30 protein-coding genes and 1 tRNA gene are annotated in these 24,636 nt (G+C 64.4%); 12 read left to right on the forward strand and 19 right to left on the reverse strand.

Going from position 1 to position 24,636, the window contains the following annotated elements; translation table 11 throughout:
* Positions 1-23 precede the first annotated feature (23 nt).
* The 8 genes from ureG to ureC form a co-directional block, all read right to left on the reverse strand.
* Entirely contained in the window at positions 24-665 is a 642-nt protein-coding gene (gene ureG / locus LB555_RS13580; protein WP_015314497.1) for an urease accessory protein UreG, read from the reverse strand.
* Positions 662-1,102 (reverse strand): DUF3995 domain-containing protein, encoded by a 441-nt coding sequence (locus tag LB555_RS13585; RefSeq protein ID WP_224683063.1) that lies wholly within the window; start codon positions 1,100-1,102, stop codon positions 662-664. The genes ureG and LB555_RS13585 overlap by 4 nt, the downstream gene beginning before the upstream one ends.
* Positions 1,099-1,812: an urease accessory protein UreF gene (locus tag LB555_RS13590; RefSeq protein ID WP_411908833.1), complete on the reverse strand. Its 714-nt coding sequence runs from the start codon at positions 1,810-1,812 to the stop codon at positions 1,099-1,101. Before LB555_RS13590 ends, LB555_RS13585 begins: the two co-directional genes overlap by 4 nt.
* Positions 1,763-2,323 (reverse strand): urease accessory protein UreE, encoded by a 561-nt coding sequence (gene ureE / locus LB555_RS13595; RefSeq protein ID WP_140660191.1) that lies wholly within the window; start codon positions 2,321-2,323, stop codon positions 1,763-1,765. The genes LB555_RS13590 and ureE overlap by 50 nt, the downstream gene beginning before the upstream one ends.
* Positions 2,324-2,393: 70 nt before the next feature.
* Positions 2,394-3,029 carry a glutathione S-transferase family protein gene (locus LB555_RS13600; RefSeq protein ID WP_224683064.1) on the reverse strand — a complete coding sequence of 212 codons (636 nt, stop codon included), beginning with the start codon at positions 3,027-3,029 and terminating at the stop codon, positions 2,394-2,396.
* Between the two features lie 45 nt (positions 3,030-3,074).
* Entirely contained in the window at positions 3,075-3,668 is a 594-nt protein-coding gene (locus LB555_RS13605) for a hypothetical protein (RefSeq protein WP_224683065.1), read from the reverse strand.
* A gap of 54 nt (positions 3,669-3,722) precedes the next feature.
* Positions 3,723-4,211 carry a DUF29 domain-containing protein gene (locus LB555_RS13610; protein ID WP_224683066.1) on the reverse strand — a complete coding sequence of 163 codons (489 nt, stop codon included), beginning with the start codon at positions 4,209-4,211 and terminating at the stop codon, positions 3,723-3,725.
* A gap of 159 nt (positions 4,212-4,370) precedes the next feature.
* A complete protein-coding gene (gene ureC, locus LB555_RS13615) occupies positions 4,371-6,083 on the reverse strand; it encodes an urease subunit alpha (protein ID WP_411970773.1) in 1,713 nt (570 codons plus the stop codon).
* Between the two features lie 167 nt (positions 6,084-6,250).
* Between ureC and LB555_RS13620 the strand changes: the two genes are divergently transcribed.
* On the forward strand, positions 6,251-6,628 hold the full coding sequence (locus LB555_RS13620; RefSeq protein ID WP_015314505.1) for a hypothetical protein: 378 nt from the start codon (positions 6,251-6,253) through the stop codon (positions 6,626-6,628).
* A 114-nt stretch (positions 6,629-6,742) separates the two neighbouring features.
* Positions 6,743-7,249 carry a hypothetical protein gene (locus tag LB555_RS13625; RefSeq protein WP_140660195.1) on the forward strand — a complete coding sequence of 169 codons (507 nt, stop codon included), beginning with the start codon at positions 6,743-6,745 and terminating at the stop codon, positions 7,247-7,249.
* A gap of 53 nt (positions 7,250-7,302) precedes the next feature.
* On the opposite strand, the gene LB555_RS13630 is transcribed toward LB555_RS13625, so the two are convergent.
* From LB555_RS13630 to LB555_RS13650, 5 genes are read right to left on the reverse strand one after another with little or no spacing between them, the layout of a single operon-like run.
* Positions 7,303-7,608: an urease subunit beta gene (locus LB555_RS13630; RefSeq protein WP_015314507.1), complete on the reverse strand. Its 306-nt coding sequence runs from the start codon at positions 7,606-7,608 to the stop codon at positions 7,303-7,305.
* A gap of 6 nt (positions 7,609-7,614) precedes the next feature.
* The gene (locus tag LB555_RS13635; protein WP_224683067.1) at positions 7,615-8,202 is read right to left on the reverse strand and encodes a HupE/UreJ family protein; all 588 of its coding nucleotides are present in this window, start codon (positions 8,200-8,202) and stop codon (positions 7,615-7,617) included.
* 25 nt (positions 8,203-8,227) lie between these two features.
* Positions 8,228-8,482: a DUF1272 domain-containing protein gene (locus tag LB555_RS13640; RefSeq protein WP_140615333.1), complete on the reverse strand. Its 255-nt coding sequence runs from the start codon at positions 8,480-8,482 to the stop codon at positions 8,228-8,230.
* A gap of 10 nt (positions 8,483-8,492) precedes the next feature.
* The gene (locus LB555_RS13645) at positions 8,493-8,795 is read right to left on the reverse strand and encodes an urease subunit gamma (RefSeq protein ID WP_015314510.1); all 303 of its coding nucleotides are present in this window, start codon (positions 8,793-8,795) and stop codon (positions 8,493-8,495) included.
* Positions 8,796-8,823: 28 nt separating this feature from the next.
* Positions 8,824-9,666: an urease accessory protein UreD gene (locus LB555_RS13650; protein ID WP_140615335.1), complete on the reverse strand. Its 843-nt coding sequence runs from the start codon at positions 9,664-9,666 to the stop codon at positions 8,824-8,826.
* 202 nt (positions 9,667-9,868) lie between these two features.
* On the opposite strand from LB555_RS13650, the gene LB555_RS13655 reads away from it, so the two are divergent.
* The 3 genes from LB555_RS13655 to LB555_RS13665 all read left to right on the forward strand — a co-directional run bounded on the left by LB555_RS13655 (position 9,869) and on the right by LB555_RS13665 (position 12,241).
* Positions 9,869-10,123, forward strand: a complete 255-nt coding sequence (locus LB555_RS13655; RefSeq protein ID WP_140711797.1) for an acyl carrier protein — start codon at positions 9,869-9,871, stop codon at positions 10,121-10,123.
* 4 nt (positions 10,124-10,127) lie between these two features.
* A complete protein-coding gene (locus LB555_RS13660) occupies positions 10,128-11,336 on the forward strand; it encodes a beta-ketoacyl-[acyl-carrier-protein] synthase family protein (protein WP_015314513.1) in 1,209 nt (402 codons plus the stop codon).
* A 200-nt stretch (positions 11,337-11,536) separates the two neighbouring features.
* Positions 11,537-12,241: a glutathione S-transferase family protein gene (locus tag LB555_RS13665; RefSeq protein WP_140615337.1), complete on the forward strand. Its 705-nt coding sequence runs from the start codon at positions 11,537-11,539 to the stop codon at positions 12,239-12,241.
* A gap of 26 nt (positions 12,242-12,267) precedes the next feature.
* On the opposite strand, the gene LB555_RS13670 is transcribed toward LB555_RS13665, so the two are convergent.
* From LB555_RS13670 to LB555_RS13685, 4 genes are all read right to left on the reverse strand, one after another.
* Positions 12,268-12,624 (reverse strand): hypothetical protein, encoded by a 357-nt coding sequence (locus LB555_RS13670; RefSeq protein WP_140791851.1) that lies wholly within the window; start codon positions 12,622-12,624, stop codon positions 12,268-12,270.
* 85 nt (positions 12,625-12,709) lie between these two features.
* Entirely contained in the window at positions 12,710-13,330 is a 621-nt protein-coding gene (locus LB555_RS13675; RefSeq protein ID WP_015314516.1) for a nucleoside triphosphate hydrolase, read from the reverse strand.
* Positions 13,331-13,468: 138 nt separating this feature from the next.
* Positions 13,469-14,563, reverse strand: a complete 1,095-nt coding sequence (locus LB555_RS13680; protein ID WP_015314517.1) for a hypothetical protein — start codon at positions 14,561-14,563, stop codon at positions 13,469-13,471.
* A gap of 115 nt (positions 14,564-14,678) precedes the next feature.
* Positions 14,679-16,490, reverse strand: a complete 1,812-nt coding sequence (locus LB555_RS13685) for a methyl-accepting chemotaxis protein (protein WP_224683068.1) — start codon at positions 16,488-16,490, stop codon at positions 14,679-14,681.
* A gap of 258 nt (positions 16,491-16,748) precedes the next feature.
* On the opposite strand from LB555_RS13685, the gene LB555_RS13690 reads away from it, so the two are divergent.
* The 6 genes from LB555_RS13690 to LB555_RS13715 all read left to right on the forward strand — a co-directional run bounded on the left by LB555_RS13690 (position 16,749) and on the right by LB555_RS13715 (position 20,935).
* On the forward strand, positions 16,749-17,642 hold the full coding sequence (locus tag LB555_RS13690) for a D-alanyl-D-alanine carboxypeptidase family protein (RefSeq protein ID WP_041163258.1): 894 nt from the start codon (positions 16,749-16,751) through the stop codon (positions 17,640-17,642).
* Between the two features lie 253 nt (positions 17,643-17,895).
* Positions 17,896-18,819 carry a DUF1003 domain-containing protein gene (locus tag LB555_RS13695; RefSeq protein ID WP_015314520.1) on the forward strand — a complete coding sequence of 308 codons (924 nt, stop codon included), beginning with the start codon at positions 17,896-17,898 and terminating at the stop codon, positions 18,817-18,819.
* 229 nt (positions 18,820-19,048) lie between these two features.
* Positions 19,049-19,125 (forward strand) — tRNA-Arg (locus LB555_RS13700).
* Positions 19,126-19,216: 91 nt separating this feature from the next.
* Entirely contained in the window at positions 19,217-19,975 is a 759-nt protein-coding gene (locus tag LB555_RS13705; protein WP_224683069.1) for an SDR family oxidoreductase, read from the forward strand.
* Positions 19,976-20,135: 160 nt separating this feature from the next.
* The gene (locus LB555_RS13710; RefSeq protein ID WP_015314540.1) at positions 20,136-20,447 is read left to right on the forward strand and encodes an ArsR/SmtB family transcription factor; all 312 of its coding nucleotides are present in this window, start codon (positions 20,136-20,138) and stop codon (positions 20,445-20,447) included.
* Positions 20,448-20,449: 2 nt separating this feature from the next.
* Complete coding sequence (locus LB555_RS13715; RefSeq protein ID WP_015314541.1) at positions 20,450-20,935, forward strand: SRPBCC family protein; 486 nt, start codon at positions 20,450-20,452, stop codon at positions 20,933-20,935.
* A gap of 33 nt (positions 20,936-20,968) precedes the next feature.
* Here LB555_RS13715 and LB555_RS13720 read toward each other — a convergent pair whose 3' ends face one another.
* Positions 20,969-21,769 carry a class I SAM-dependent methyltransferase gene (locus tag LB555_RS13720; protein ID WP_015314542.1) on the reverse strand — a complete coding sequence of 267 codons (801 nt, stop codon included), beginning with the start codon at positions 21,767-21,769 and terminating at the stop codon, positions 20,969-20,971.
* 112 nt (positions 21,770-21,881) lie between these two features.
* Positions 21,882-23,006: a LacI family DNA-binding transcriptional regulator gene (locus LB555_RS13725; protein WP_015314543.1), complete on the reverse strand. Its 1,125-nt coding sequence runs from the start codon at positions 23,004-23,006 to the stop codon at positions 21,882-21,884.
* Positions 23,007-23,621: 615 nt separating this feature from the next.
* Here LB555_RS13725 and LB555_RS13730 point away from each other — a divergent pair.
* Positions 23,622-24,584, forward strand: coding sequence for a sugar-binding protein (locus LB555_RS13730; protein ID WP_015314544.1), 963 nt, complete (start codon positions 23,622-23,624; stop codon positions 24,582-24,584).
* Positions 24,585-24,636: the final 52 nt, after the last annotated feature.

The following is a 24,636-nucleotide window of genomic DNA, read 5'->3' on the forward strand; positions in this document are numbered from 1 at the left end:
TTTCGCTTGGTGCAGAAGGCCAGTTATGCCGCGGTGCTTGCGGCGCCAACGGTTCGCAGTCCGCCGTGCTCGATGATGAAATCGATTACCTCCCGCAGGCCCTTGCCGCGCGAAAGATCGGTGAAGCCGAACGGCCGCTTGCCGCGCATGCGGCCGGCGTCGCTCTCCATGACGTCGAGATTGACGTTCACATAGGGCGCAAGATCGCTTTTGTTGATGACCAGGAAATCGGACCGCGTGATCGCCGGGCCGCCTTTGCGCGGAATTTCTTCGCCCTGGCACACCGAGATAACGTAGAGCGTGAGATCCGCAAGGTCCGGCGAGAAAGTGGCGGCAAGGTTGTCGCCACCGGATTCGATGAAGATGATGTCGAGGTCGGGAAATTTGCGGTTGAGCTCGGCGATCGCCTGCAGATTGATCGAGGCATCCTCACGGATGGCGGTGTGCGGGCAGCCGCCGGTCTCGACGCCGACGATGCGGTCCTCCGGCAGCGCCTGCAGCCGGGCCAGCATCATGGCGTCCTCTCTGGTGTAGATGTCGTTGGTGACGACGGCGATGGAGAACTCGTCGCGCAGCGCCTTGCAGAGTTTTTCGGTGAGCGTCGTCTTGCCGGAACCGACGGGGCCGCCAATGCCGATACGAAGGGGGCCGTTGGGTTGTGTCATGTCGGAAACTCCGTGATGGCAAGGACTGCGAAGCCGAGCCCGATCAACAGGCAGAGCGGCGAATAGAAACTGGAATCGAGCCGAGCGAAAGGCTGTTGCGGCGCCAGCCGGCGCCACCAGGGCGTGAAACCGGCAATGCCGCGCCCCAGGAACACCAGTCCGATCAGCATCGCGGTAGCCGCGAGGCCCTGCTTGGGAAACGGCGAGGCAAAGAAACCGATGAGCGCCAGCGGCCACAGCGTTGCCAGGCCGAGGCAGGCGGCAACGGCGAAACTGGCGAACGGCGTCGGCATTTCGTCGACGCCGCGAAAGCCGACGACAGCGTGGGCGCAGGACGCCGCGTCCCTGCCCGGCCAGACGCCGCCTATGCCCCAATAGACATGCAGTGCCGTGATCAGCAGCAGGACGAAGGAGAGGACGAAGGCGAGGAGGATCATGAGCGGAACAATCGCGAATACTGGGTTTCGTGCTTCATGGCCATGACGTCGGAGACGAAGGCGCAGCCGCCGAGGTCGTCCAATGTCGAGCGGGACGCGCGGGCAGCGGTCGAGAGCGCCAGCGGCTCGAAACCCGCGAGCAGCGTCGTCGCCTCGTTCTGGCCGATCATGCCGAGCCGGATCGCGGCCTGGACGAGGTTGGAGAAGAAGGCTTGCGCGAAGGCGCACAGCGCGTCCTCAAGCGCGATGCCATTGCCGCCGGCCACGGCTCCGACGGCCACGCAATAGGCGCAATCGGCCGGCAAGCGCTCCAGCACGGCAGTGGGCCAGGCGGCGGCTGCTTTGAGGAAGGCCGCGCCTTGCAGCATGGTCTCGGCGTGGCGTTCGCGCGAGCCGGCCAGTGCCTCGGCCAGTGCGACAACCTCGGCCAGATCGCCACCTTCACGGGCGCGGCGCCAGCTTTCGGCGAACAGCACGGCATCGTTCCAGCCCGAGCCCATCTCGACCAGCGCCTCCAGCCAGCCGGCAAGGCCGGCGGCATTGGTCACCAGCCCATCTTGCACCGCGCGCTCGAGGCCATGGCTGTAGGCAAAGCCGCCGACCGGAAAGGCCGGCGACAGCCACGCCATCAGCCGTAGCAGGGCGATGCCGGACGGCTGGTCAGTCATGATCATGGTGGTGATCGTGCGAATGCGCGTGGCTGTGCGCATGCGCTTCGCTATGGCTGTGCGCATGCGCATGGCCGTGATCATGCCCGCCGGAATAGGCGCCGCGCACCGGCTTGAACGGCTGGGAGACGTCGCGCACCGTGGCGCCTAGCCCCTCCAGCATCGCCTTGATGACGTGGTCGCGCAGGATGAGGATACGGTGCGCCTCGATGCCGGCGGCGAGATGGCGGTTGCCGATATGCCAGGCGAGTTCGGCGAGATGCACGGCGTCGCGGGCGCGGATGTCATAGACCTCTTCGGGCGCCGCGATGATCTCGATATGGCCGCCATCCTCCAGCACCAGCCGGTCGCCATCGTTCAGAGCGACAGGCTCGGGCAGGTCGACCAGCACCTTGCTGCCGTCGGCAAGTTCGATGGCGCGGCGGCGCAGATGCCGCTCGTCATGGGCGAGAACGGCACGGCCGGACGGCGCGGTGGTTGCGGCCGTGCCGGCGGGCAATACGGAGACGGCGCGCGGGAATTTGGTGAAGTCGGTGTTGAGGTTGAGCTTCATTTCATGGAACCTCCATCAGAACGCCGCGCGTCCCCTTGGACGCGCAAAGGATGCTCTAACATGTTTGAACCTATGCATCGTGCTTTCCGAAAATCGATTCCGATTTCCGGGCCGATGCATTGGCTTGCGCCCGGGTCCGGGCCGGCCGCGCCAGAAGGCGATCGAAATAGCTATTGACGCGCTCGGAGTCGATCGGGAAACGGCCGGCACGCGCCCAGCCGCCCATGTCGCCGAGCAGCACGTCGACGGCGGAAAACCTGTCGCCGAGCGCGAACGGCTTGTCGCCGAGCCGGCGCTCCAGCGCCTTGACCTCCGTGGCGAAGTCAAAGGCCGCGGCAGGACCGACATCGACCCGCACTTCCCTGGGCAGGAGGAAACGGTGGCGCAATTTGTTCCACAGCGGCGCCTCGAACTCGCTCTGGGCAAAATGCATCCAGGAATCCATTTCGGCGCGGCCAGCGAGACCGGGATTGGCGCCCATGCCTTTATCGGCGTGCTTGTCGGCGAGATAGACGCAGATCGCCGCCGAATCCGTCACCGTCAATTCACCGTCTATGAGGATCGGCACCTTGCCCGAGGGATTGAGCGCATAGGCTTCGGGCGAGCGCAGCTTGATCTCGACGAACTCATAGGGCTGGCCGAGTTCCTCCAGCATCCAGAGGACGCGACTGACCCGGGATCCGCGCGATCCGACGGCCTTGTACATTGTTGAACCCTGCCTTTCCCGAGCAGCCTAGTGCATCCGCGGCCGTCATACGATCGTGTCGAAGAGCCGCAGGATGAACGATATCTGGTAGATCAGCGCCGCCGCGACGAAGGCAATGTGGAACCGGCGGTCGCGCACCAGGATCGCGACGATGCACAGCACGACGAAGACCGGCGTGCGGAACAGATACTCGCTGCCGAAGCGGGCGAAATGCTCAGGCCCCTTCAGCAAAGTGTCGAGCACGTCGAGCAGGTAGGTCGCCGCCAGCAGGCCGAAGAACCAGGCGCGGCGCGAATAGAAGAAATCCTCGTAGCTGGTGTAGTCCAGCATCGAATCCGGAAACAGCAGCGCGCAGAGCAGGAACAGGGTGATCGCGTAGAAGATGATGAACAGGTACTTGCCGAAGGTCCAGGTTTCGATGGTGTAGAGGCCGAACTCCCACCACCAGAAATGCACCAGCATCAACAGCACCGAGGCGACCCAGGCCAGATGCACGGGGTAGAGACGGTATTGGCCGGGATGCTGGACAATGCGCGCCACCCCCGACAGCAGGCGCGCGACGCCAAGCCCGATCACCATGCCCATGACGATGCGAATATGCGGGAAAATGTCGTGGGCGGAGGCTATTTGCTGGTCCATAGGTAGCTGATAATGCTCTCGATGCTATGAAAAGCCCTAGCGGACCACGTGGTGCTATTCGCGAATAAGCTGATCCGATGACCACGGCGTGCCGGGAAAATAGTCATGGTCGAGAATTTCCCTGATCGAATACGGACAGTCCGCGGGGAAATTGCCCTCCCTCAGGCCGGTCTCGTCCGCCGCCTTCAATCTCGCTATTTTGAATTCTCGTCCGAGCCGCCGTCCCGGATAGGCTTTCAAGCTAGGGCTTTCATCGAGCAGGTCTTCGATCTGAAATCGCTGCTCGCGGATGGTCAGCAACCATCCAGTTTTGCGCCTTTCGGGCTGAAATTCCCATTTGAGCAAATGCAGGAGCAAGGTGCCAAGTCTACTCGCAATTTCTCTTTTGTCGCTCCGCCCCAAGCTCTCGATCTCCTCCGCCAGATTATCGCGATCGAGGTCTGAGAGGCGACCTTCGCGCAACAGCGCGCCTTGCTCGGCGCACCACTGAGCATAATCGGCCTCATAGGGCGTCAATTGCTGTTTTCGAAAAATCTTGTTCATTTAAGTGATATTGCTCTCAAAGCACGTAATTTCCAAGCCAAACGGAAAAGGTAGACCCTTATCCGAACCCTTCGGCGCAACATTCCGCTGCCGCAGTTGACGAAGCGCATGCGCTTTCATGGCAGTTCATTGCCCATTCATGAATTTCAGCGGAACGTCTCAAAACAGAAAGTACCTTTGTGCCATCGGCAGCACGGTCGCTGGTTCGCAGGTCAAGAGTTCGCCATCGGCGCGAACGTCGTAGGTTTCCGGATCGACCTCGATATGCGGCGTGGCGTCGTTGAGCACCATCGAGTGCTTGCCGATGCCGCCGCGCGTGTTTTCGACGGCGACGAACTGCTTGTCGACGCCGAGCCGGCCGTGCAAACCGGACTCGAGCGCGGCCTTCGAAACGAAGGTCACCGACGAATTGGTCCGGGCTTTGCCATAGGCGCCGAACATCGGCCGGTAGTGCATCGGCTGCGGCGTCGGGATCGAGGCGTTGGGGTCGCCCATCGGGGCGGCCGCGATCATGCCGCCGATCAGCACCATGTCCGGCTTGACGCCGAAGAAAGCCGGGTTCCACAGCACCAGGTCGGCGCGTTTGCCGATCGCGATCGAGCCGATCTCCTTCGACAGGCCATGCGCGATGGCCGGATTGATGGTGTATTTGGCGATGTAGCGGCGGACGCGGAAATTGTCGTTGTCGCCCGTCTCCTGAGGCAATGACCCGCGCTGACGCTTCATCTTGTCGGCCGTCTGCCAGGTGCGGATCGCCACCTCGCCGACCCGGCCCATGGCCTGGCTGTCCGACGAGATGATCGAGAAGGCGCCGATGTCGTGCAGGATGTCCTCGGCCGCGATGGTCTCCTTGCGGATGCGGCTTTCGGCAAAGGCGATGTCCTCGGGGATCGACGGCGACAGGTGGTGGCAGACCATCAGCATGTCGAGATGCTCGGCGAGCGTGTTGACTGTGTAGGGCCGCGTCGGGTTTGTCGAGGACGGGATGACGTTGGGCAGGCCGCAGACCTTGATGATATCAGGCGCATGGCCGCCACCGGCGCCCTCGGTGTGGAAGGCATGGATGGTGCGGCCCTTGATCGCCGCCACCGTGTTCTCGACAAAGCCGCTCTCGTTGAGCGTGTCGGTGTGGATCATCACCTGCACGTCGTAATCGTCGGCCACCGACAGGCAGCAGTCGATCGCCGCCGGCGTCGTGCCCCAGTCCTCGTGCAGCTTGAGCGAGCAGGCGCCGCCCAGCACCATCTCCTCGAGCGCGGCCGGCAGCGAGGCATTGCCCTTGCCCGACAGGCCGATATTCATCGGGAAGGCGTCGAAGGACTGGATCATGCGTGCCATGTGCCACGGCCCCGGTGTGCAGGTCGTGGCCAGCGTGCCATGCGCCGGACCGGTCCCGCCGCCGAGCATGGTGGTGATGCCCGACATCAGCGCTTCCTCGATCTGCTGCGGGCAGATGAAGTGGATATGCGCGTCGAAGCCGCCCGGGGTCAGGATCTTGCCCTCGCCGGCGATAATTTCCGTGCCGGGGCCGATGATGATGGTGACGCCGTCCTGCGTATCCGGATTGCCGGCCTTGCCGATGGCCGCGATGCGGCCATCCCTCAAGCCTATATCGGCCTTGAAGATGCCGGCGCTGGCATCGATCACAAGCGCATTGGTGATGACGGTGTCGACCGCACCTTGGGCACGGGAAACCTGGCTCTGACCCATGCCGTCGCGAATGACCTTGCCGCCGCCGAATTTCACCTCCTCGCCATGGATGGTGAAATCCTTCTCGACCTCGATGAAGAGTTCGGTGTCGGCTAGCCGCACCTTGTCGCCGACCGTCGGGCCATACATCTGGGCGTAGGCGGCACGCGTTAGTCTGGCCATCAGCGGTTGCTCCCGAAATGCGGTGTTGGTGAAGCCGGGCTGCACATTGCCGCCCTCCAATGGTCACGCAATGACCCGCTGGGCGACACCTTCCGGACCCATTTGGCGGTTGAGGTTGAAGGGTCACCCCAAAACGACCGTTTGCCAAATCGATGGAAGGAAAATCCATGCGCAAAACGACAATTCTTGCAGCCGCCGCCAGCCTGATGCTGGCGGGTGCCGCCAGCGCCCAGCAGCAGCCCGCGCAACAGCCCGCCCCGACTACGCCGGCTCCAGCCGCGCCCGGCGGTCAGCAGGCCGCGCCGGCGATCCAGAGCGTCAACGTGATCGACATCAGCGAGTTGCCGAAGGACACCCAGACGCAGGTCAACCAGGTCATTGCCCAGCGTGGCGATGCCGGCCTGCAGAAATTGCGCAGTTCGATCGATGCCACCCCCAAGGTGAAATCCGCCCTCCAGGCCAAGGGCATGACGTCGGCCCAGGTGGTCGCGGCCAGCATGGAGCCGAACGGCGCGCTGACCCTGATCACCAAGAAAGCCAGCTGACGAACCGGCGCGGCGGGCCGGTATCCGGTCCGCCCACCGAACCGGAGAGGGAACCGTGACAGGGCTGGGGACGTTTCGTTTCAAAGGCCTTGAAGCAAACTGCGAAAGCGAACGATGACCCTCACCACCCTGCCCGATCCCCGATGCCATGCGCGATGGTTGCATGTCATTGCCGCGGCTGCGTTTCTGGCGGCGAGTGTCCCGCGGGCGGCGCTCAACGCGCAGGGCCTGGAAAGTCCCGAGACCGTCGACCGCATCGTCGGATCGCAAGTCAACCAGGAAGAAGCCAAGACGACCGCTGAAATCGGAAAAGTCAGTTCGGCGATCGACCGCACACGCGAAAACATCAGCACGGTGCGCAAGACGTCCAAGCTCGACAAGGTCGATATCGTGTTCCTCACCGACGCGGCGCGCAGCGAAGGCGGCCCGCCGCCAGCCATCGAGAACAAGGTTCGGCAGCATCAGGACGATGTCACCGAGCTGCGCAAGGAGATCGAGGCCAACGCCCTGCTTTTCAATGCCCTCGATTCGCGGCGCGTCCTTGCACAGGACGTTCTCGCCGTGGAGTTCGACGATCCGGGAAAGATCGTCATCTATGCGGCCGCCAAGCCCTCGGGCTGAGCCCCACGCAGCGCTTGCGCGCGCTGGCCTTGCCGGCCATGCATAAGAAGCCCTCACAGCTTGCCCATCACCTTCTGCTGGAAGCCATGGATTTCACGCTTGCCGCCAAGCGGCACCAGCGTGACGTCCCGTTCCTGCCCCGGCTCGAAGCGCGTTGCGGTGCCGGCGGCGATGTCGAGGCGCATGCCGCGCGCCCGTTCACGATCGAATTTCAGCGCCTCATTGGTTTCGTAGAAATGATAGTGGCTGCCGACCTGGACCGGTCGGTCCCCACTGTTGGCCACTTTCAGGATGACGGTCGGCAGACCCTTGTTGAGCTCGATGTCGCCTTGAACGGGGATGATTTCGCCTGGGATCATGGGTCCTCACACGACGCCGAAGGCGAGGCCGATGCCGATCGCCGCGCAGGCGGCGCCCATGACGCGGGCCACGCCGCGGGACCTCATGCCGAGGCCAAGCCCGACGGCGATGCCGACGGCATGGAGTAGCACGGTGGCGACGGCAAAACCGGCCATATATTCGAGGCCGCCGGCATTTTCCGGCACTTCCGTGCCATGGGCATGGCCGTGCAACAGCGCGAACAGGCCGATGATGGCGACACCGGACGAAACAGGCAGATCGACCGCCAGCGCCACCAGCAGGCCGAGCGCCACGACGGAGGCCAGTATACCCGGCTCGACGAAGGGCAGCGGCACATGGGCCATGCCCAGGGCCGCGCCACCCAGCATGACGCCGACGAACGCCGCCGGCCAGACCCAGATCGCCTTACCGCCCTTGAGGGCCGCCCACAGACCGACGGCGAGCATCACCGTCATATGGTCGAGGCCCGACAGCGGATGCGTGAAGCCGGCCATGGCGGAGGAGGTCGTGCCGATGCCGACATGGGCGTAGGCAGGCATCGCCGCCGCCACGAGCAGGATCGCCGAGAGGCACAGACGGTTGACAAGGATCATTTAAGTTGCCTTTCGTTTTGCGGTGTCAGGCGGCCTTGCGGGGGCCGCAGCCCTCGGCCTTGAGCACGCGTTTGGTCGAAGCCGGATATTTCTTCAGCATCGCGGCGGGGCGGATCGGCCGGGCCGTAAAATTGCCGCCGCAGTTCGGGCAGACGCCGCCAAGCACGTTTTCGACGCAGCCGGTGCAGAAGGTGCACTCGAAGGTGCAGATCCGCGCATCCGTCGCTTCCGGCGGCAGATCCTTGTCACAGCATTCACAGTTCGGGCGCAGTTCAAGCATGTCTGTCTCCTCACCGGATCGGTTCGTGCACGGTCACCAGCTTGGTGCCGTCGGGAAAGGTCGCTTCCACCTGTACGTCATGGATCATCTCGGCGATGCCTTCCATCACCTGAGCGCGGCTGACGACATGGGCGCCGGCCTCCATCAACTCGGCCACCGGGCGACCATCGCGGGCGCCCTCGACGACGAAATCGGTGATCAGCGCGATCGCTTCCGGATGATTGAGCTTGACGCCGCGCTCCAGCCGCTTGCGCGCCACGATCGCCGCCATGGCGATCAGCAGCTTGTCCTTTTCCCTTGGCGTCAGGTTCATGCGTCTTCCTGAAGTGATGCGGACACAGTCACAGTGACCATAATTTGGGCAGCCCCGCTTTTCCGTTGAGCAATCCGACGAGCGGGACCAGCCGCTGGCGCAGCTGGTAGCCGTCCCCGGCGTAAAGCCTCGCAAGAAGCTTGCCAGATGTCTTCACGGTCCAGACGCTGGCGCCACCCCGGTCGCCAATGATCTCCCTGGCCTGATCGAGCAGGGCTTCCGCGCGCGGCGACACCAGCAGCAGCGTAGCCACGGCGATCGCGCCATTTGCTATCGCCGGACGGGCCATCATGTCGGCGATATCAGGTCCGATGCGGAAATCCTCGGCGTGGATGAGGGTTCCTTCCCTGCGGATACGCCAGCGGTCGCGAAAAGTGCCCTGTGCGGCACGTTCGCCCATGGCCAGGCGGCCGAAGACGGCCGCTTCCAGCACCAGCGCCTCGGCCCCCGCGGCAAGCTCGACGTCCAACGTACGGACAAACGCGGCGCGATCGAAGACGATGGTTTCCTGCGGCAGCCAGGCGATGCTGCCGTTCTCTCCGACGGTCAGCCTGACCCGGACTTCGGCATGGTCCGATGCGGCGCGATAGACTTTTTCGCAGGCCTGGGTCGTTATCCCCGCGCTGGCATGCGGGCCGACATCGACATCCCAGCCGAGGCGGTCGCCGCCGGTCAGCCCGCCGGCGGTGTTGATCAGGACGGCCTCCAGCGGGCCGGCCGAAACATACGGCAGCCTTATCTTGGCGGAGCCGTCCTGATAGAGGCGCCGCAGCCGCGTGCGGCCGTCAATGCTGGCGCAACCTAGCCGCGCCTTGCCCGCCGCGCGCTGGGCCAGCTGACCTGAAAACCTGGTATTTTCGATCGTATCCACGCCGTCAGGTTAAGCACTGTGGCGCTTTTGTCGACATATAGCTTGTTGCTTGATGGCGTTTCCGTTTCTATAGAGGGAACCACCTTGGTACGGTCAGGCGACGCTTGGCGGAGGGATAAGGCGAAGATCGCGGCCTGATATCGAGGACAAGAAGGCGCCGTTCAGTTGGCGTCGGGAAACGACACAGTGGGGAAGAAACCGAATGGCTGACCAGCTGGCAGCGGACATCATCGAGAAGATCAAGGCCCATGCCGAGCCGGGCGGCGAGGACATCACCACCACAACCGAATTGACGGCGCTCGGCATCCATTCGCTGGAGCTGACCGAGATCATCTTCGACCTCGAGGAGCAATATGGCATCGAGATCGAGATGAACACGGTCGACGCCTGGAGCAACCTGAAGAACGTCGGCGACATGGTCGAGGCCGTTCGCGCGCTGATCGCGAAAAAAGCCTGACCGAATGCTGAAGCGCGTCGTCATTACCGGCATCGGTGGACTGTGCGGATTGGGCACCGATGCGCAGGCAATCTGGGCCGAGATGCGGGCCGGCCGGTCGGCGATTGGCCCGATCGACAACCCCTTCCTGCACGACCTGAAGGTCAAGACCGGCTGCGAGATCAAAGCCCTGCCGGATCACGGCATCGAGCGCAAGCAACTGGTGTCGATGGATCGCTTCAGCCTGCTGGCGGTGCTCGCGGCGAAAGAAGCCATGCGGCAGTCCGGATTGGTCCCGCATGCGGACAACACCTATCGGATGGGAACCATTGTCGGTGTTGGCGTCTGCGGCTTCGAGACCGTCGAGGAGAATTATCGCGCCATCCTGCTCGAGGGCAAGAATCGCGCCGGTATCTTCACCGTTCCAAGAGTGATGCCGGGCGCCGCCGCCGGTCAGGTCAGCATGCATCTGGGTTTGCGCGGACCGGTGTTCGGCGTCACTTCGGCCTGTTCGTCGGCCAATCATGCCATCGCATCGGCGGTCGACCAGATCAGGCTCGGGCGCGCCGACGTGATGGTGGCCGGGGGCACCGATGCGCCGCTCGTGTGGGGCGTGCTGAAGGGCTGGGAGGCGCTGCGTGTGCTTTCGCCCGACACATGCAGGCCGTTCTCGGCCGACCGCCAGGGGCTGGTGCTGGGCGAAGGCGCCGGCATGGCGGTTCTGGAAAGCTACGACCATGCGATGGCACGCGGCGCCACCATTTTGGCTGAAATCGCCGGCGCCGGCCTTTCAGCCGATGCCTCCGATATCGTCGCGCCGACCGTCGAGGGGCCGGAAGCGGCGATGCGCTTCTGCCTGGCGGATGCCGGGCTCAATCCAGAGGATATCGACTACCTAAACGCACACGGCACCGGCACCAAGGCCAACGACCAGATCGAAACCCTCGCCATCAAGCGCGTCTTCGGCGACCATGCGCGCGCGCTATCCGTTTCCTCGACCAAGTCGATGCACGCGCATTGCCTCGGCGCCTCGGGCGGGCTGGAGATGATCGCCTGCGTCATGGCGATCCGCGAAGGCGTTGTGCCGCCAACGGCGAATTACCGCGAGGCCGATCCCGACTGCGATCTCGACGTGACGCCGAATGTCGCGCGCGAGCGCAAGGTGCGCGCCGCCATCAGCAATGGCTTTGCCTTTGGCGGCACCAATGCCGTGCTGGCCTTCAAGGCAATCTGACCCCGGGCGGTTACCACCGGCCGGGCGGTCACCACCTGGCCGCGCGGTCACCACCGTTCGCGCGGTCCGAATTGGGTGACTGTCCGTGCGTGGTGAAAGCGGCGCCGCCATATTGATCCGGCCTCGCCGCAGCCCTAATTCTTGGCCGACCCGCCAATATCGCACCGCTTGGTGCGCATCCCCCCGCTCAGGAGTTCCCGATGGCCGACCTGTCCGCCTTTCCGATCGCAAGCCGCTGGCCGGCCAAGCATCCGGACCAGATCCAGCTCTATTCGGCAACGACGCCGAACGGCGTGAAGATCTCGATCGCGCTGGAGGAAATCGGCCTGCCCTATGAGCCGCACCTGATCAACATCGGCAAGAACGAGAGCTGGACCCCGGAATTCCTGTCGCTCAATCCCAACGGCAAGATCCCGGCGATCATCGATCCCGACGGACCGGACGGTGCGCCGATCGGCCTGTTCGAATCCGGTGCGATCCTGCTCTACCTGGCGGAAAAGACCGGCCTGCTCATGCCTGTCGACGCGGCGCGGCGCTACGAGACGATCCAGTGGGTCTTCTTCCAGATGGCGGCGATTGGGCCGATGTTCGGCCAGGTCGGGTTCTTCCACAAATTCGCCGGCCGCGAGATCGCCGACAAGCGGCCGCTGGAGCGCTACCGCGACGAATCGCGCCGCCTGCTCGGCGTTCTCGACGTCAGGCTGAAGGGCCGCAAGTGGATCATGGACAATGACTACACCATCGCCGACATCTCGCTGCTCGGCTGGGTGCGCAACCTGATCGGCTTCTACGAAGCCCGCGATCTGGTCGGCTTCGACGATTTCGCCAATCTGGCAGCCTGGCTGGAGCGAGGCCTGGCGCGGCCGGCGGTGCAGAAAGGCCTGACCATTCCGGCGCGAGGCTGAACCCGTCAGCCCACGGGAAGAGCGGCCTACTTTGCTTTCGCCTTGGGCCCGCCCCTGCCGACCACGGAGGCGGCAAGGGATGCCACGCCACGCGCCGTGGCCACGACCGCGCCAGCGGCGACATTGGCCGCGGTGCGAACCTTCGAGCCGCCGCCTGCTTTCGAGCCGCCGGCTGGGGCCGGCTTCTTCGCCTGGGCGGGCTTGGCGGCCGCTTTCGGCACGGTCGCTTTCGACCCTGGCACGACTTTTTTCGGCGCCGCCTTGCCGAAGGCCTTCGCATCCTTGGAGCGCTGGGCGATCGCCGGGCCAGCCCCGGCCGTCGACCGCGGCGCTCTCGGTTGTGCTGACTTGCCCCTGGCGGGCTTTTTTGTGTTTGCTGCCATCGGACGGAATCCCTCTTCTGGCATGATTGCCTGATCGGGATAACGCGTTGTAAGTCTTAAGGTTCCCGCCGAAAAATACTGAAAATTAACCGGGTTGACCAAAGACCAGGTCGGCCGCCCGGCGCCGCGCAAGCACGCGTTCGATGTTGGGCATGTCGTTGGAGGCGATCCAGGCGCGCGCATCCGCCTCGGAACGTCCATGCTCGTGCCAGCGTTCCATCAGGCGGCGTTCGAGCTCGTTGCGCGGCACGTCGACGAAGATCGAGAAATCGAACAGCGGCGCCAGGCGCAACCACGGCTCCTCGTCGAGCAGCAGGTAATTGCCTTCCACCAGGATGAACTTGGTCTCGGCGCCGACAATTGCCGCGGCGGCGCGCGACAATTCCATGCCGCGGTCGAACACCGGAATGGCAATCTCGGCCTCGCCGGCGCGGATGCGCTTCAAAAGCGTCTCGAAGCCGCCAAAGTCGAACGTGTCGGGCGCGCCCTTTCGCGCCCGCAGACCGCGCCGCTCGAGCACGATGTCGTCATAGTGGAAGCCGTCCATGGGCACGACCTCCACCGCGCCTTCCGGCAAAAGGTCATGCAGGCTTGCCGACAGTGTCGACTTGCCGGCGCCCGGCGGCCCGGCAATGGCGACGATGAAGCGATTTGCCTTGCCGGCACGCTTGAAGATGGTGGCGGCGAGGTGGGCGATTTCGGACATTTTTCGGCTCCTTCCGCAGATTTTGGACGCATCTTGTCGGCGGTCGCTTGAAATTTCAAACCGCGATTTGCACGATTTAGAGCGACCGGTTGTGGAGTCAGCAGTGGCGACTGCGATTAGTCCGTTACGGCTTTGTCTTCAGCGCGCCGCTGGCTGGCCGATACGCAGAAATTCGCTATCGAACGGGACCTCCGATGCCGCGGCGCCAGCCAACCGCAGGTGGCCACCCGCCGTGGTGATCGCGCGCGGAGGCCCGCCACCCGACAGGGGCAACGCACCGATGACATGGCGGAACGAGACGCGATCCTGGCCGAGCTCGAACGCGGTCGCCACGCCCTCGCGCTTCAGCCAGTTGTCGCCCAGCGAGGCGGCGTGGCCGACCGCGGTGCGCCCATCCTCGATGCCGAGCACGCCGAGATGGCGGCCGCTCCACGGCGCGTAGTCGCGCCCGCCATTGCTGAACCACAGCATGGTAACAGGCAGTTCGGCCGGGTTCTTCAGCACCAGCACCAGATCGTCCTCGGCCTGGCGCGCCAGCGCGGTCCAGCCCGGCCCGCCATGGTCGGCCTCGACCAGGGTGAGGAAATCCTCGCGCCGGTCATCCATGCGGTAATCCGTCAGATCGAGCGTGCCGCCGCCGGCAGCAGGGAAATGCCCGAGGTCCGACGACCGACCGGGGTAGGCCAGCATGAAGCGGCCGCGCGCGGGGTCCGGCTCCAGCGGATCGGCTGGCGTGGCGGCAAGCCGCTTCGGCGAGAAAGCCAGACTGCCGCCGCCTTTCATTGCCGTCATCGGGTGATGGGCGACCGAGATCGCGCCGGACCCGCCGGAAAACACATGTTCCTGGTAGAGAAAAGGATGGTTGTCGCGCAGCGTGAAAATCTTGTCGACGCTGGCGCCCATCACCTTATGGCGCAGCCGGAAGACCGCGCGCCAGCCACCATCCGTGGCGCCGCTGTCGACCACATCCCAGGCGCTGTTGGCCGGCCAGCCATGCAGCGGCGCCTCCTCGACATCGCTGCGCGAAAACGGCGCGCACAGAAAGTCGCCGGAGAGCCTGACGGTGCCTCGCGGCAGGTCTGGAGGCAGCGTCTCGCCCGCGTCGACCCAGGGTGCACGGTGCAGCGGCTTCAACCGGCGCGCGCCGCTCTCGATGACCATGTCGGCGATGTGGCCAACCGTGAGGTCGAGCGAAACCGAAATGCCCTTGGCGTTGATCGTGACTGTATCCATGGATCTCTCACCCGAATCCGACGGGTGCCAAGAAGAACCCGTTCGGCGCACCGCGCAAGCGCGCGGGCGCGTATTTTGCATCGGTTTTGCGCTCGCCGTCGTCGGAAATGCGAGCTCATTGCCGCTTGTAGTCCCGCACCGGCGATTTCGTCCCGTCGGTATAGGTCACCTGCACCGACATCGAAGTCACGCTTTCGACGACCTTGAAATAGGGCTGGAAATCATCGGGGATGGCGTAGGGGTCCCTGGCATTGCAGGGCGGCATGGGAAGGGTCTTGTCGAGCGCGGCACCATTCAGGCTGTAATGCACTTCCTTGATGGCGCAGCGGTAGGACAGCATCTGCGTGAAATAGACCAGCCCATGATTGCCGCTGGCGTCGAAGGCGATCCATGACGTCCAGAACTGGTCGAGGATCTGCTTGTTGCCCTGTTGCAGGGCGGCATCCGGGTCGAAGCTTATGTCGAACGGGCCGGTCTCGCGCCCCCTGATGTCGAGATATTTGATCGCGATCATGGTCTGCGCCGTGCTGTCGGGCAATTCGAAGCTCGGATTGGGCATCGGCTTGCCGGTTCGCTGGTCGTTGAGCGCCAGCAGGCCGGTGTCGGTGAAGGGACCGCTGCCGCCTAGACGCCAGGATATCGCGGTCGCCGGCTCGGGCAGCGAAATGGTCATCGACCAGCCCTGGTTGGAACGCATCGGCGTCAGCGACGGCGCAAAGCGGGCGGGGTCGAGCACGTCGCCAAGGGCCGCCAGCCGGCTGCGGCCGCGGTCCAGCCAGTCGGCAAGCTGGGTCTGGTCGACGAAATATCCGAGCAGCCCGCCATCCTTCTCGTAAGAGACGAACTTGGTCAGCGCCTGGGCTTCGCTGCGCTTATCGGCCAGCGTCTGGCTGCCGAGCCGATCCTCCGAGAACTCCTGCGCCAACAGGAAATAGGCCGGCGCATAGTCCGGATTGGCGGCGATGAAGGCGTTGAGCTTGTCGAGCCGCTGGGTATCGTCGAACTGCAGCAGGTGGACGAGCTTGATCGATGGCGCCTTGGCTTTCTCCGCGAGCTGGCCGAACACCTCGCGGGCGCCGGCCTTGCCATCCTGGACCCGCAGAAGTGTGGCAAAGCGCGTATAGGGGTCGATGGCGTCGACATCGAAGCCGGCAAAGGCGAGGTAGGAGCGCCGCGCGTTGAGCATGTCGCCCGAGAGCTCGTAGACGCGGGCATTGTGGTAGAACTCGTCCGGCCGCTTCGGCTCGGCGATGGCGCCGCCTTGCGCGGCCAAGGTGGCAAACCCCTTGGCTATCGTGTCGATCGAGGCGGCGATCTGCTCAGTCGTCGCCTGAAGCTTTTCGGCCTGGGCCACTTGCTGCTGCTGGCCGCCCACGAGTGTCTCGGTGGTTTGCTTGACCGCTTCGACGGTCCTTTGCGTCGCGGCGCCTTGGGCCGCTTGCTGCTGCTGGGCGGAGGCGATCTGATCGGTTTTCTGGGCAACCGTGTCGGTCGATTTCTTGACCTCTTCGACGGTCTTCTGGGTTTGCGTGACCGTCTGCTCGATCCTGGCCACCTTTTCGGCGACGATGCCCATCGACTGCTGCAGTTGCGCGATCGCCGGCACCAGGCTGGCGATGATGCCGCTCTGCGAATTGGTCTCTTTCTGCACGGCGTAGACGCCGCCGGCAACCGCCGCCGCACTGGTGGCGAACACCAGCGCCGGCAGCGCCTTGGCCGCCAGCACGAGCCTGAGCACGATGGCAATGGCGATGATGACGGCCGCGATCGAGGCAGCCAGCGCGATATAGGCGGCGAACGGCGCCAGCGGGTTGAGGATGTCGGAAACGGCGCCGCCGATGAAGGCGATGCTGCCGGCCCATTTGCCGGTGCGGCTGAGCGACGCCCTGATCAATGACGGCGCGGCGCCAGCCCCAATGTCAGCCATTTTGCGAGCCCCCCTGCCGCCAGATGCCACGCTCCTTCCCACGGGAAACGCTGCTTTGGCAAGGAAAGACAGGAAACGGGCGATTTCGGGGCGGTGGCAAGGCCTGGTTCCTCTTCCCCGCTTTGGCGGGTGGGGAAACAGGTCGCGCCGGCACTCGACATTCCCGGGGCTAACCGGCATTAACCAAATGGACGCACCCGCCGCGTTACGTTAGCTTCGCCTTATCTCAGCAACAGCATCGCCAGAACAGTCCAGCCCTTGTCCTTGCCGCGTCTTTTTCCGCTCTTCCAGAAAATCCTGGCTGTCCTGGCCCTGGCGGCCCTGACGGCCGGCTGCTCGACCACGGCCCCGCCCGACAGCGTTCTGGCCGTGCCGGCGCCGCCGCAGAAATACGCGGCCATCGTCGTCGACGGAAAGAGCGGCAAGCAGCTGTTCGAGGTCAATTCGACGGCGCAGCGTTATCCGGCCTCGCTGACCAAGATGATGACGCTCTATCTGCTGTTCGAGGCGATGGAGACCGGCCGCGTCACCAAGGAAACGCAGATCCCGGTTTCCGACCACGCCGCCTCGCAGCCGCCGACCAAGATGCGTTTCCGGCGCGGGGAGACGATCGATGTCGATTCCGCCATCCGCGCCATCGTCGTCAAATCGGCCAATGACGTGGCGGTGGCGGTGGGCGAATATCTCGGCGGCTCTGAAGACCAGTTCGCCGCCATGATGACATCCAAGGCGCGCCAGCTCGGCATGAGCAGCACCACCTTCCGCAACGCATCGGGCCTGCCCGACGACGGCCAGATGACGACCGCCCACGACATGGCGGTGCTCGGCATGTCGCTGCAGCGGCGCTTCCCGCAGCACTTCCATTATTTCTCCGAAAGCGACTTCATGTTTCGCGGCCGGCTGGTGCGCGGCCATAATGACATGCTCGGCCGCGTGCGCGGCGTGAACGGCATCAAGACAGGCTATATCAGGGCTTCCGGCTTCAACATCGTCACCTCCTACGATGCCGACGGCCGCCAGCTGATCGTGGTGGTGATGGGCGCCGACAGTGCCCGCCAGCGCAACGACCATGTCGAAGCGCTGATCCAGCGCAGCCTGTCGCCCACCATGGCCGACACCAAGACCAGGCTGATGTTCGCCGAACAGCAGTGAAGTGAGGCGTGATCCGCGCAGCGGACAAAAAGCCAATTGCCTGGCTTTGTGAACGATGAACGGTGAAGACACGGTCCGCCCTTGGGCGGACGCCGACCCAAGTCGTGCCTTGGTCACTGTAAAAACCTCACAGCCGGCTACCATCTTGCGACTGTCACGCAATCGTGCGGAAGACGTGGCATAGGCTGCGAATCCGACAGTGGATAAGCGCCGTCGCCTCAGCGTATCCTAACTTACAGCGCAGGAGCCCATCATGAGCACCGTTCCCAAGGCATCCGAGCAGAAGTCGGCCGACAATGAGAACGACAGCGGCGGCGAGTATTTCGAGGCGCCGACCACGCAAGAGGATTTGCACGAGGTTTCCGACGAGCATTTCGACACGCCCGAAGTGCCGGACTCCGAACCGTCAGGCCCCGGCGCATCACGGCTGAAGCCGAAGAAAAAGCCATCGGCGATCTCGGGCCGCAAATTCCGCAAGCGCGACCTTGTGCGCATCGACACGCTGCGCCCGAGCCTCGCCGACCGCATTCATTCGGACCACCCCGACCTGCCCAAGGGCGCGCGCATCAGCCGCGAGGAGCTCGGCCGCTACCGCATGCGCTACATGGAGGAGCTCTTACAGCAGGAGCACGGCGAATTCTCCGAGCTCGACCGCCAGGTGGTGGAATCGATCGCCCGGCAGGACACGATCTCGGAGAACAGTGAAGAAGAATTCGAGGAGCACCGCTCCTTCGCCGACCGCGTTTCCGACAACATGGCCGCATTCGGCGGCAGCTGGTGGTTCCTGATCTCGTTCGCCAGTGTGCTCCTGGTGTGGATCGGCATCAACCTGATCGCGGGCATGGCGGGGGCCTTCGATCCCTACCCCTTCATCCTGCTCAACCTGCTGCTGTCCTGCATCGCCGCCGTCCAGGCGCCGATCATCATGATGAGCCAGAGACGGACGGAGGCCAAGGATCGGCTGCGCTCCTTCAACGACTACCGCGTCAACCTCAAGGCCGAACTGGAAGTCCGCCACCTGCACGAAAAGCTCGACTACCTCATCTCGCGGCAATGGACGCGGCTGGCCGAGATGCAGCAGATGCAGCTCGATGCCATGCATGAGCTGGCGAGCGCCAAGAAGGCAAAGCGGGCGGTGCGCGGGCGGCGGCCGGTGAAGAGCCCGGTAGAGCAGTAAGGGGGTGAGGAGTGGTCTGTGTAGCGGACGAAAAGCCAACTGCTTGGCCTTTCGAGCTTCGAACGCCCTGAGCCTGCGAAGGGCGGGATGCCGTACGCGAGGCCCAGACGCATCAAGCCAAGTTCGCAACGCCGCCAATTGCCCGTTGAAGCCCGCGCCCGCTTCCGCTAAGAAGCCGTGACTTGCCGGTTTGCCGGCTGGTTCGTTTTCCGGGCTCTTCGCCCTGAAAGCACCCGTAGCTCAGCTGGATAGAGCGCTGCCCTCCGAAGGCAGAGGTCACAGGTTCGAATCCTGTCGGGTGCGCCATGCTTCCAGGGGTCCGTTCCGGACACATAGGTTACGGTTTATATCGGAGACATGGTAACACTTCTGACCCGAACGGGTTTTGGAGCCAGACTTGGCCACAACCACCACCAGGCGTGTCCTGATCACCGGCGCCGGCGCTGCCGACGGCATCGGCTTTGCCATTGCGCGGCAGTTTGGCCGGGCCGGGCATGCGGTTTTCCTGACCGGCGCCAGCGCGCGGGTGCTGGAGCGCGCTGACGAGCTTCGCGGCGAGGGCGTCGATGCCACGGCCGCGGTCGCCGATCTTACCATCGCGACGGAGGTGGAGCGGCTGCGGGCCGAGGTCGGCGCTGTCGCTATCCTGGTCAACAATGCCGGCATGGGTTCGCTGGCGTCGCCGTCCGTGGACAAGACGTTCCTGGCGATGAGCGAGGCCGAGTGGGACCGGGGCATCGAGACCAGCCTGAAGACCGCGTTTCTCGTCACCAGGGCGTTTCTGCCGGCGATGGTCGAAACGGGGTATGGGCGCATCGTCAACGTCGCGTCGGTGACCGGGCCGCTGGTCTCCTACCAGGGCACCGCCGCCTATTCCGCGGCGAAGGCCGGCATGGTCGGCCTGACCCGGACATTGGCGCTGGAAGTGGCGCGCCACGGGATCACCGCCAATGCCGTCGCGCCCGGCTGGATCGAAACCGGCGCGTCGAGCGAGGCGGAGCGGATGACGGCCCTGCATGCGCCGCCGGGCCGCGCCGGCCGGCCCGACGAGGTCGCGGCGGCGGTCGTGTTCCTGGCTTCCGAGAGCGCCAGCTATATCAACGGCGCCTTGCTGGTGGTCGATGGCGGCAACAGCCTTGAAGAACGCAAGGGATAGACGGCGCGGCCAGTCTCATGCCTTGGCGGATTTCCACCTTGGCGCAACTCCTTTCACCGTAATGAAGTGTAACCTCTATCTCGTTAGAAATTTCCCCGCCGCCACCTGGCCGCTGGCACCGTAGCTTGACTTAACTATCAGTCTGCACTAATCATAAGTCATGACTGTTGATAGCGCACAGCTTGCCGCCCTGGGCGATCCGACCCGAAGGCAGATTTTCGAGCTGATCGCGGAGCGTCCGCGCTCGGTGGCGGAGGTCACGCGGCAGGTCAGCGTGTCGCAGTCCGCGGTGTCGCAGCATCTCAAGGTGCTTCGCGACTCGCGGCTGGTGCGCGCGGAGCCGAAGGGCGCCAGCAACGTCTACCACATCGATCCGCACGGGCTGGGCCAGATGCGCGCCTGGCTCGACCGGTTCTGGAGCAAGACGCTCGCGGCCTACAAGCTGGCCGTCGAGACCCCACCAGAGGAGTGACCATGAACACCCAGATCCCCATCGCCTCCGTGAAACAATCCGTCGTCGTCGAGGCGCCGATCGAGCGCGCCTTCAAGGTCTTCACCGAGGATTTTGGCAGTTTCAAACCGCCCGAGCATAACCTGCTTGCAGCCCAGATCGCCGAGACGGTGTTCGAGCCTCGCGTCGGCGGCCACGTCTATGACCGCGGCGTCGACGGCAGCGAGTGCCGCTGGGCGCGCGTGCTGGCCTATGAGCCCCCCAACCGCGTGCTCCTGAGCTGGGACATCAGCCCGCAATGGCGCATCGAGACCGACCCGGCCAAGACCAGCGAGTGGGAAGTGCGGTTCACCGCCGAAACGGCTGGGCGTACCCGCGTCGAGATCGAGCACCGCAACCTGGAGCGCCATGGCCAGGGCTGGGAAGGTGTGCGCGACAGCGTCGCCGGCGATCAGGGCTGGCCGCTTTACCTGCAGCGCTATGCCGATCTGGTTGCTCGGCAGGCCTGATCGCGGTTCAAAGGCGCTTCGCCGCCTGGGTGGTCAGGGCGCCACGCCCCTGCACGCCCAGGCGACATTGGCGAACGACCTCGGGCCGTCCGGTCGCCCGGCCTGATAGGCATCGCGGACGGCAGCCTCGGTGCGCTCGCGCTCGGCTGCCTCCAGCGTGGTCACGTATTTGCCGAGCGAGCCCTCGCCGGCTGAAATCGGCGTCCAGTAATCGGCGAAGTCCTGGTAATCCATACGGATCATCAGCTCGGTTTCGGTCACGTCGGCCAGCCCCTGCTCGATGAAGGTCCGCTTCATTTCGCCGGGCTGCATCATCGGCTGGAAGCAATAGCGGCCGCGCAGCTGGCGCCCGCTCTCGCTGAGCGCGGCGACCGTGTCGATCATCATGCGCATGCCCGCCATGCCGCCGAGATGGTCCCACACCACGGCCGCGACCACGCCGCCCGGCCGCGTCACCCGGCGCATTTCGGCAACCGCCTTGCCGGCTTCCGGCACGAAGTGAAGCACCAGCAGCGCCAGCGCGCGGTCGAACGCATGGTCGGCGAACGGCAAGGCGGTGGCGTCGGCCTGCGATATCTCGATGCGCGGATCGGTGTTGCGTCGCTTTGCGGCCTCGACGAAAACAGGCGAAAAGTCGATGGCCGCGATCGCCGCGAGGTCGGCGGATTTCGCCAGTTCGAACGTCAGGCTGCCGGTGCCGCAGCCGACGTCGAGGATCTTTTCGCCAGGGGCGAACCCGGCGAAACCGATGAAGCTGGGCGCGAGCTTTCGGCTCCAGCGGCCCATGAGTTGCTCATAGCCGGACGCGTCATGAACGGTGAAACTCGACGTCATATGCGCCTCCCTTGGCTGCGGGCGCAGGCTGGACCTCTATCAGGATGAAGCCAAGGCAGGGGAGCGCACGGCGGACGCCTGCCTCCGAGTGCGGGAGGAAAAGTCCGGCTCTTTATGCGACACCCTTGAATGCCGCCACGCTCTCGCGCTCCACCAGCGGGCATTCCAGCTTGGTGATTGGATATCGCCCCCGCCCCACTATCGCAGGCGCTTCCAGCTGCTCGATCGCCCATTGGCCCATGGCCATGTGCGGAAGGATCGACGTCGTCAGCGGCGGGAACAAATGCCGGGCGATTTCCTCGTCGTCATAGCCAACGACCGAGATGTCGGCGGGAATGTGCAGGCCGGCTTCCTTCAGGGCTTCGTAGCAGCCGATCGCGGTGCGGTCGTTCTGGCAGAAGATGGCGGTCGGGCGGTCCTTCAGGGCCAAGAGCTTCACTGTCGCGGCGTAGCCGGCGCTGGCCGACCAGTCGCCCTCGACCACCAGTTCGGGGTCGAAGGGGATGTCGGCGGTGGCGAGCGCGCGGCGGTAGCCTTTCAGCCGGTCCTGTGCTGCCTGCATCCAGGGTTCGCCCGTGATGGTGGCGATGCGGCGGTGGCCGTGGCTGATCAGGTGTCGCGTCGAGCTCTGGCCGCCGGCGATTTCGGAGGGCACCACGGCGGGGAATGCATAGTCCGCCGTGTAGCAGTTGAGCAGAATGACCGGAATGTCGAGGCCGTAGAGGAAGTCGGGCGCCGTGATTTCGCGGGTGAAGATGGTCATGTAGATCAATGCCGAAATGCCGCGCCTGGTCAGCGCCGAAATGGCGCGCGACTCCATCACGGCGTCTCCCATGGTCTGCGCCACCAGAAGCACGTTGCCAGCATTCCACGAGGCCTGGCGCGCGCCCTCGATGGCGACCACGGCTTCCGGGCTGGTGGCGAGCTGGTCGACGGCGAAGCCGATCACGCCGTCGAGTCCGTCGAAGGCGGGGCCATCAAAAGCCCCCTCGAAAGCCGCAACGGGCTTCAGCGCGGAGAAGGCGGGGGCGCTGTAGCCAAGCGCGCGCGCCGCCTCGATCACCCGCTCCCGAGTCTGCCGGGACAGGCGAATGCCAGGTGAATTGTTGAGCACGAAGGAAACCGTCGCCTGCGAGCAGCCGGCGGCGCGTGCGATGTCGGTCATGGTGACGCGGCCCTTGGGCTTTGCCGCCGCCTTGCGGCGCTTCCTGATGGCCTGGTCCGTCGTCTCGCTCATGCCGCCCCCAAATTCCCAGCCTGTCTAGCTGTAGCCCGCCGGGCCGACAAGATGAGGCGACGCTTCCGATTCACATGCGCATCGACCGAACTAATAACTATTACCATCCTTAGGCCCACTCCCGCCATACAGGCTCGAGCCCTCGCAAAACCAGAGGTCGCAAAGCCCCCGCTGCGTGGGATCAGCCATCACCGCGTCGGCAAACCGATTCGGCCGTGACACCAGAGCGCCACCGGAACGGTCGTTTGCTAATAGTGTTTACTAATACAAGGATGCGCTATACCGTCAATCCATCGCCTCCGGCCCCCATTGGTCCGGCTGCGATGGAAGTGTCTGTGAATGGCCCGATGGGGAGCGGATATGACTTCCGCAAACCATGTCTCAGATATGTGATATGTCAGACAAATCGGACTATTTACGAACGAGGAATGAGTCTCTAAAGTCCGTGGCCGTGGCTGGTAACGACGCCATTCTTTCACTGCCGGGAACCCCTTGAGGAGGAGGGCGTCCACGCCGCAGACGGCAATTCAGGTGAGCAAGACAAATTTAGTGTGCAAGACAATCCAGTGAGCAAGTCCGGTCAGCCCTACGACTGACCAAAACGGGAGGTTGAACATGAAATCCTTGATACGCAATGCATCCGTGGCCGCCGCGGCCCTGGCTGTCGGCCTGACGGCGACGGCAATCGCGCGCGCCGACGACAAGCCGACGCTGGCCTTCGTCGTCAACGGCGCTTCCGACTTCTGGAAAGCGGCCGAAGCCGGCGTCAAGAAGGCGCAGGGCGAACTGCCCGACTACACGCTCGAACTCAAATATCCCGAACAATCCTCGGTCGCCATCCAGCAGCGGCTGATGGACGACCTGGTGACCGCCGGCGTCAAGGGCATCATGGTCTCGGCCGTCGATCCCAAGACCTCGACGGATGGCCTGAACAAGATCGCTTCGCAAACGGCGCTGTTCACCACCGATAGCGACGCCCCGCAGACCAAGCGTGTCGCCTATATCGGCTCGTCCAATGTCGACGCCGGCAAGCAGGCGGCCGAAATCGCCAAGAAGGCGATGCCGGACGGCGGCAAGTGCCTGGGCTTCGTCGGCCTGCTCGGCGCCGACAATGCCAAGGAGCGCATCCAGGGCATGAAGGACGGCCTCGCCGGCACCAAGATCGAACTCGTCGACGTACGCGGCGACGACATCGACCAGGCGCGTGCCAAGAAGAATGTCGAGGACGCGCTGGTCGCCAGCCCCGACGTCACCTGCATGGTCGGCTTCTACTCCTACAACACGCCACGCATCTATGAAGCGCTGCGCGATGCCGGCAAGCTTGGCTCGATCACCGTCGTCGGCTTCGACGACGATCCGATCACGCTGGGCGGCGTCAAGGAAGGCACCATTGCCGCCACCGTCGTGCAGCAGCCCTTCGAATGGGCCTATCAGGGCATGAAGCTGATGGCCGCCTATCTCAAGGGTGACAAGTCGGGCATCCCGGCCGGCAATTTGATCATCATCCCGACCAAGATCATCGGCAAGGATGACGTCGACGCTTACGCCGCCAATCTCAAGGCGATGGCTGGAAACTAAGACCAGAAGCAGTTCAGCCGGCTCAACTTCGCTTGAGCCGGCTGTTCGCATT

Origin of the sequence: Mesorhizobium sp. BR-1-1-10 (assembly GCF_020165595.1) — a bacterium.
Classification (GTDB): Bacteria; Pseudomonadota; Alphaproteobacteria; order Rhizobiales; family Rhizobiaceae; genus Mesorhizobium; species Mesorhizobium australicum.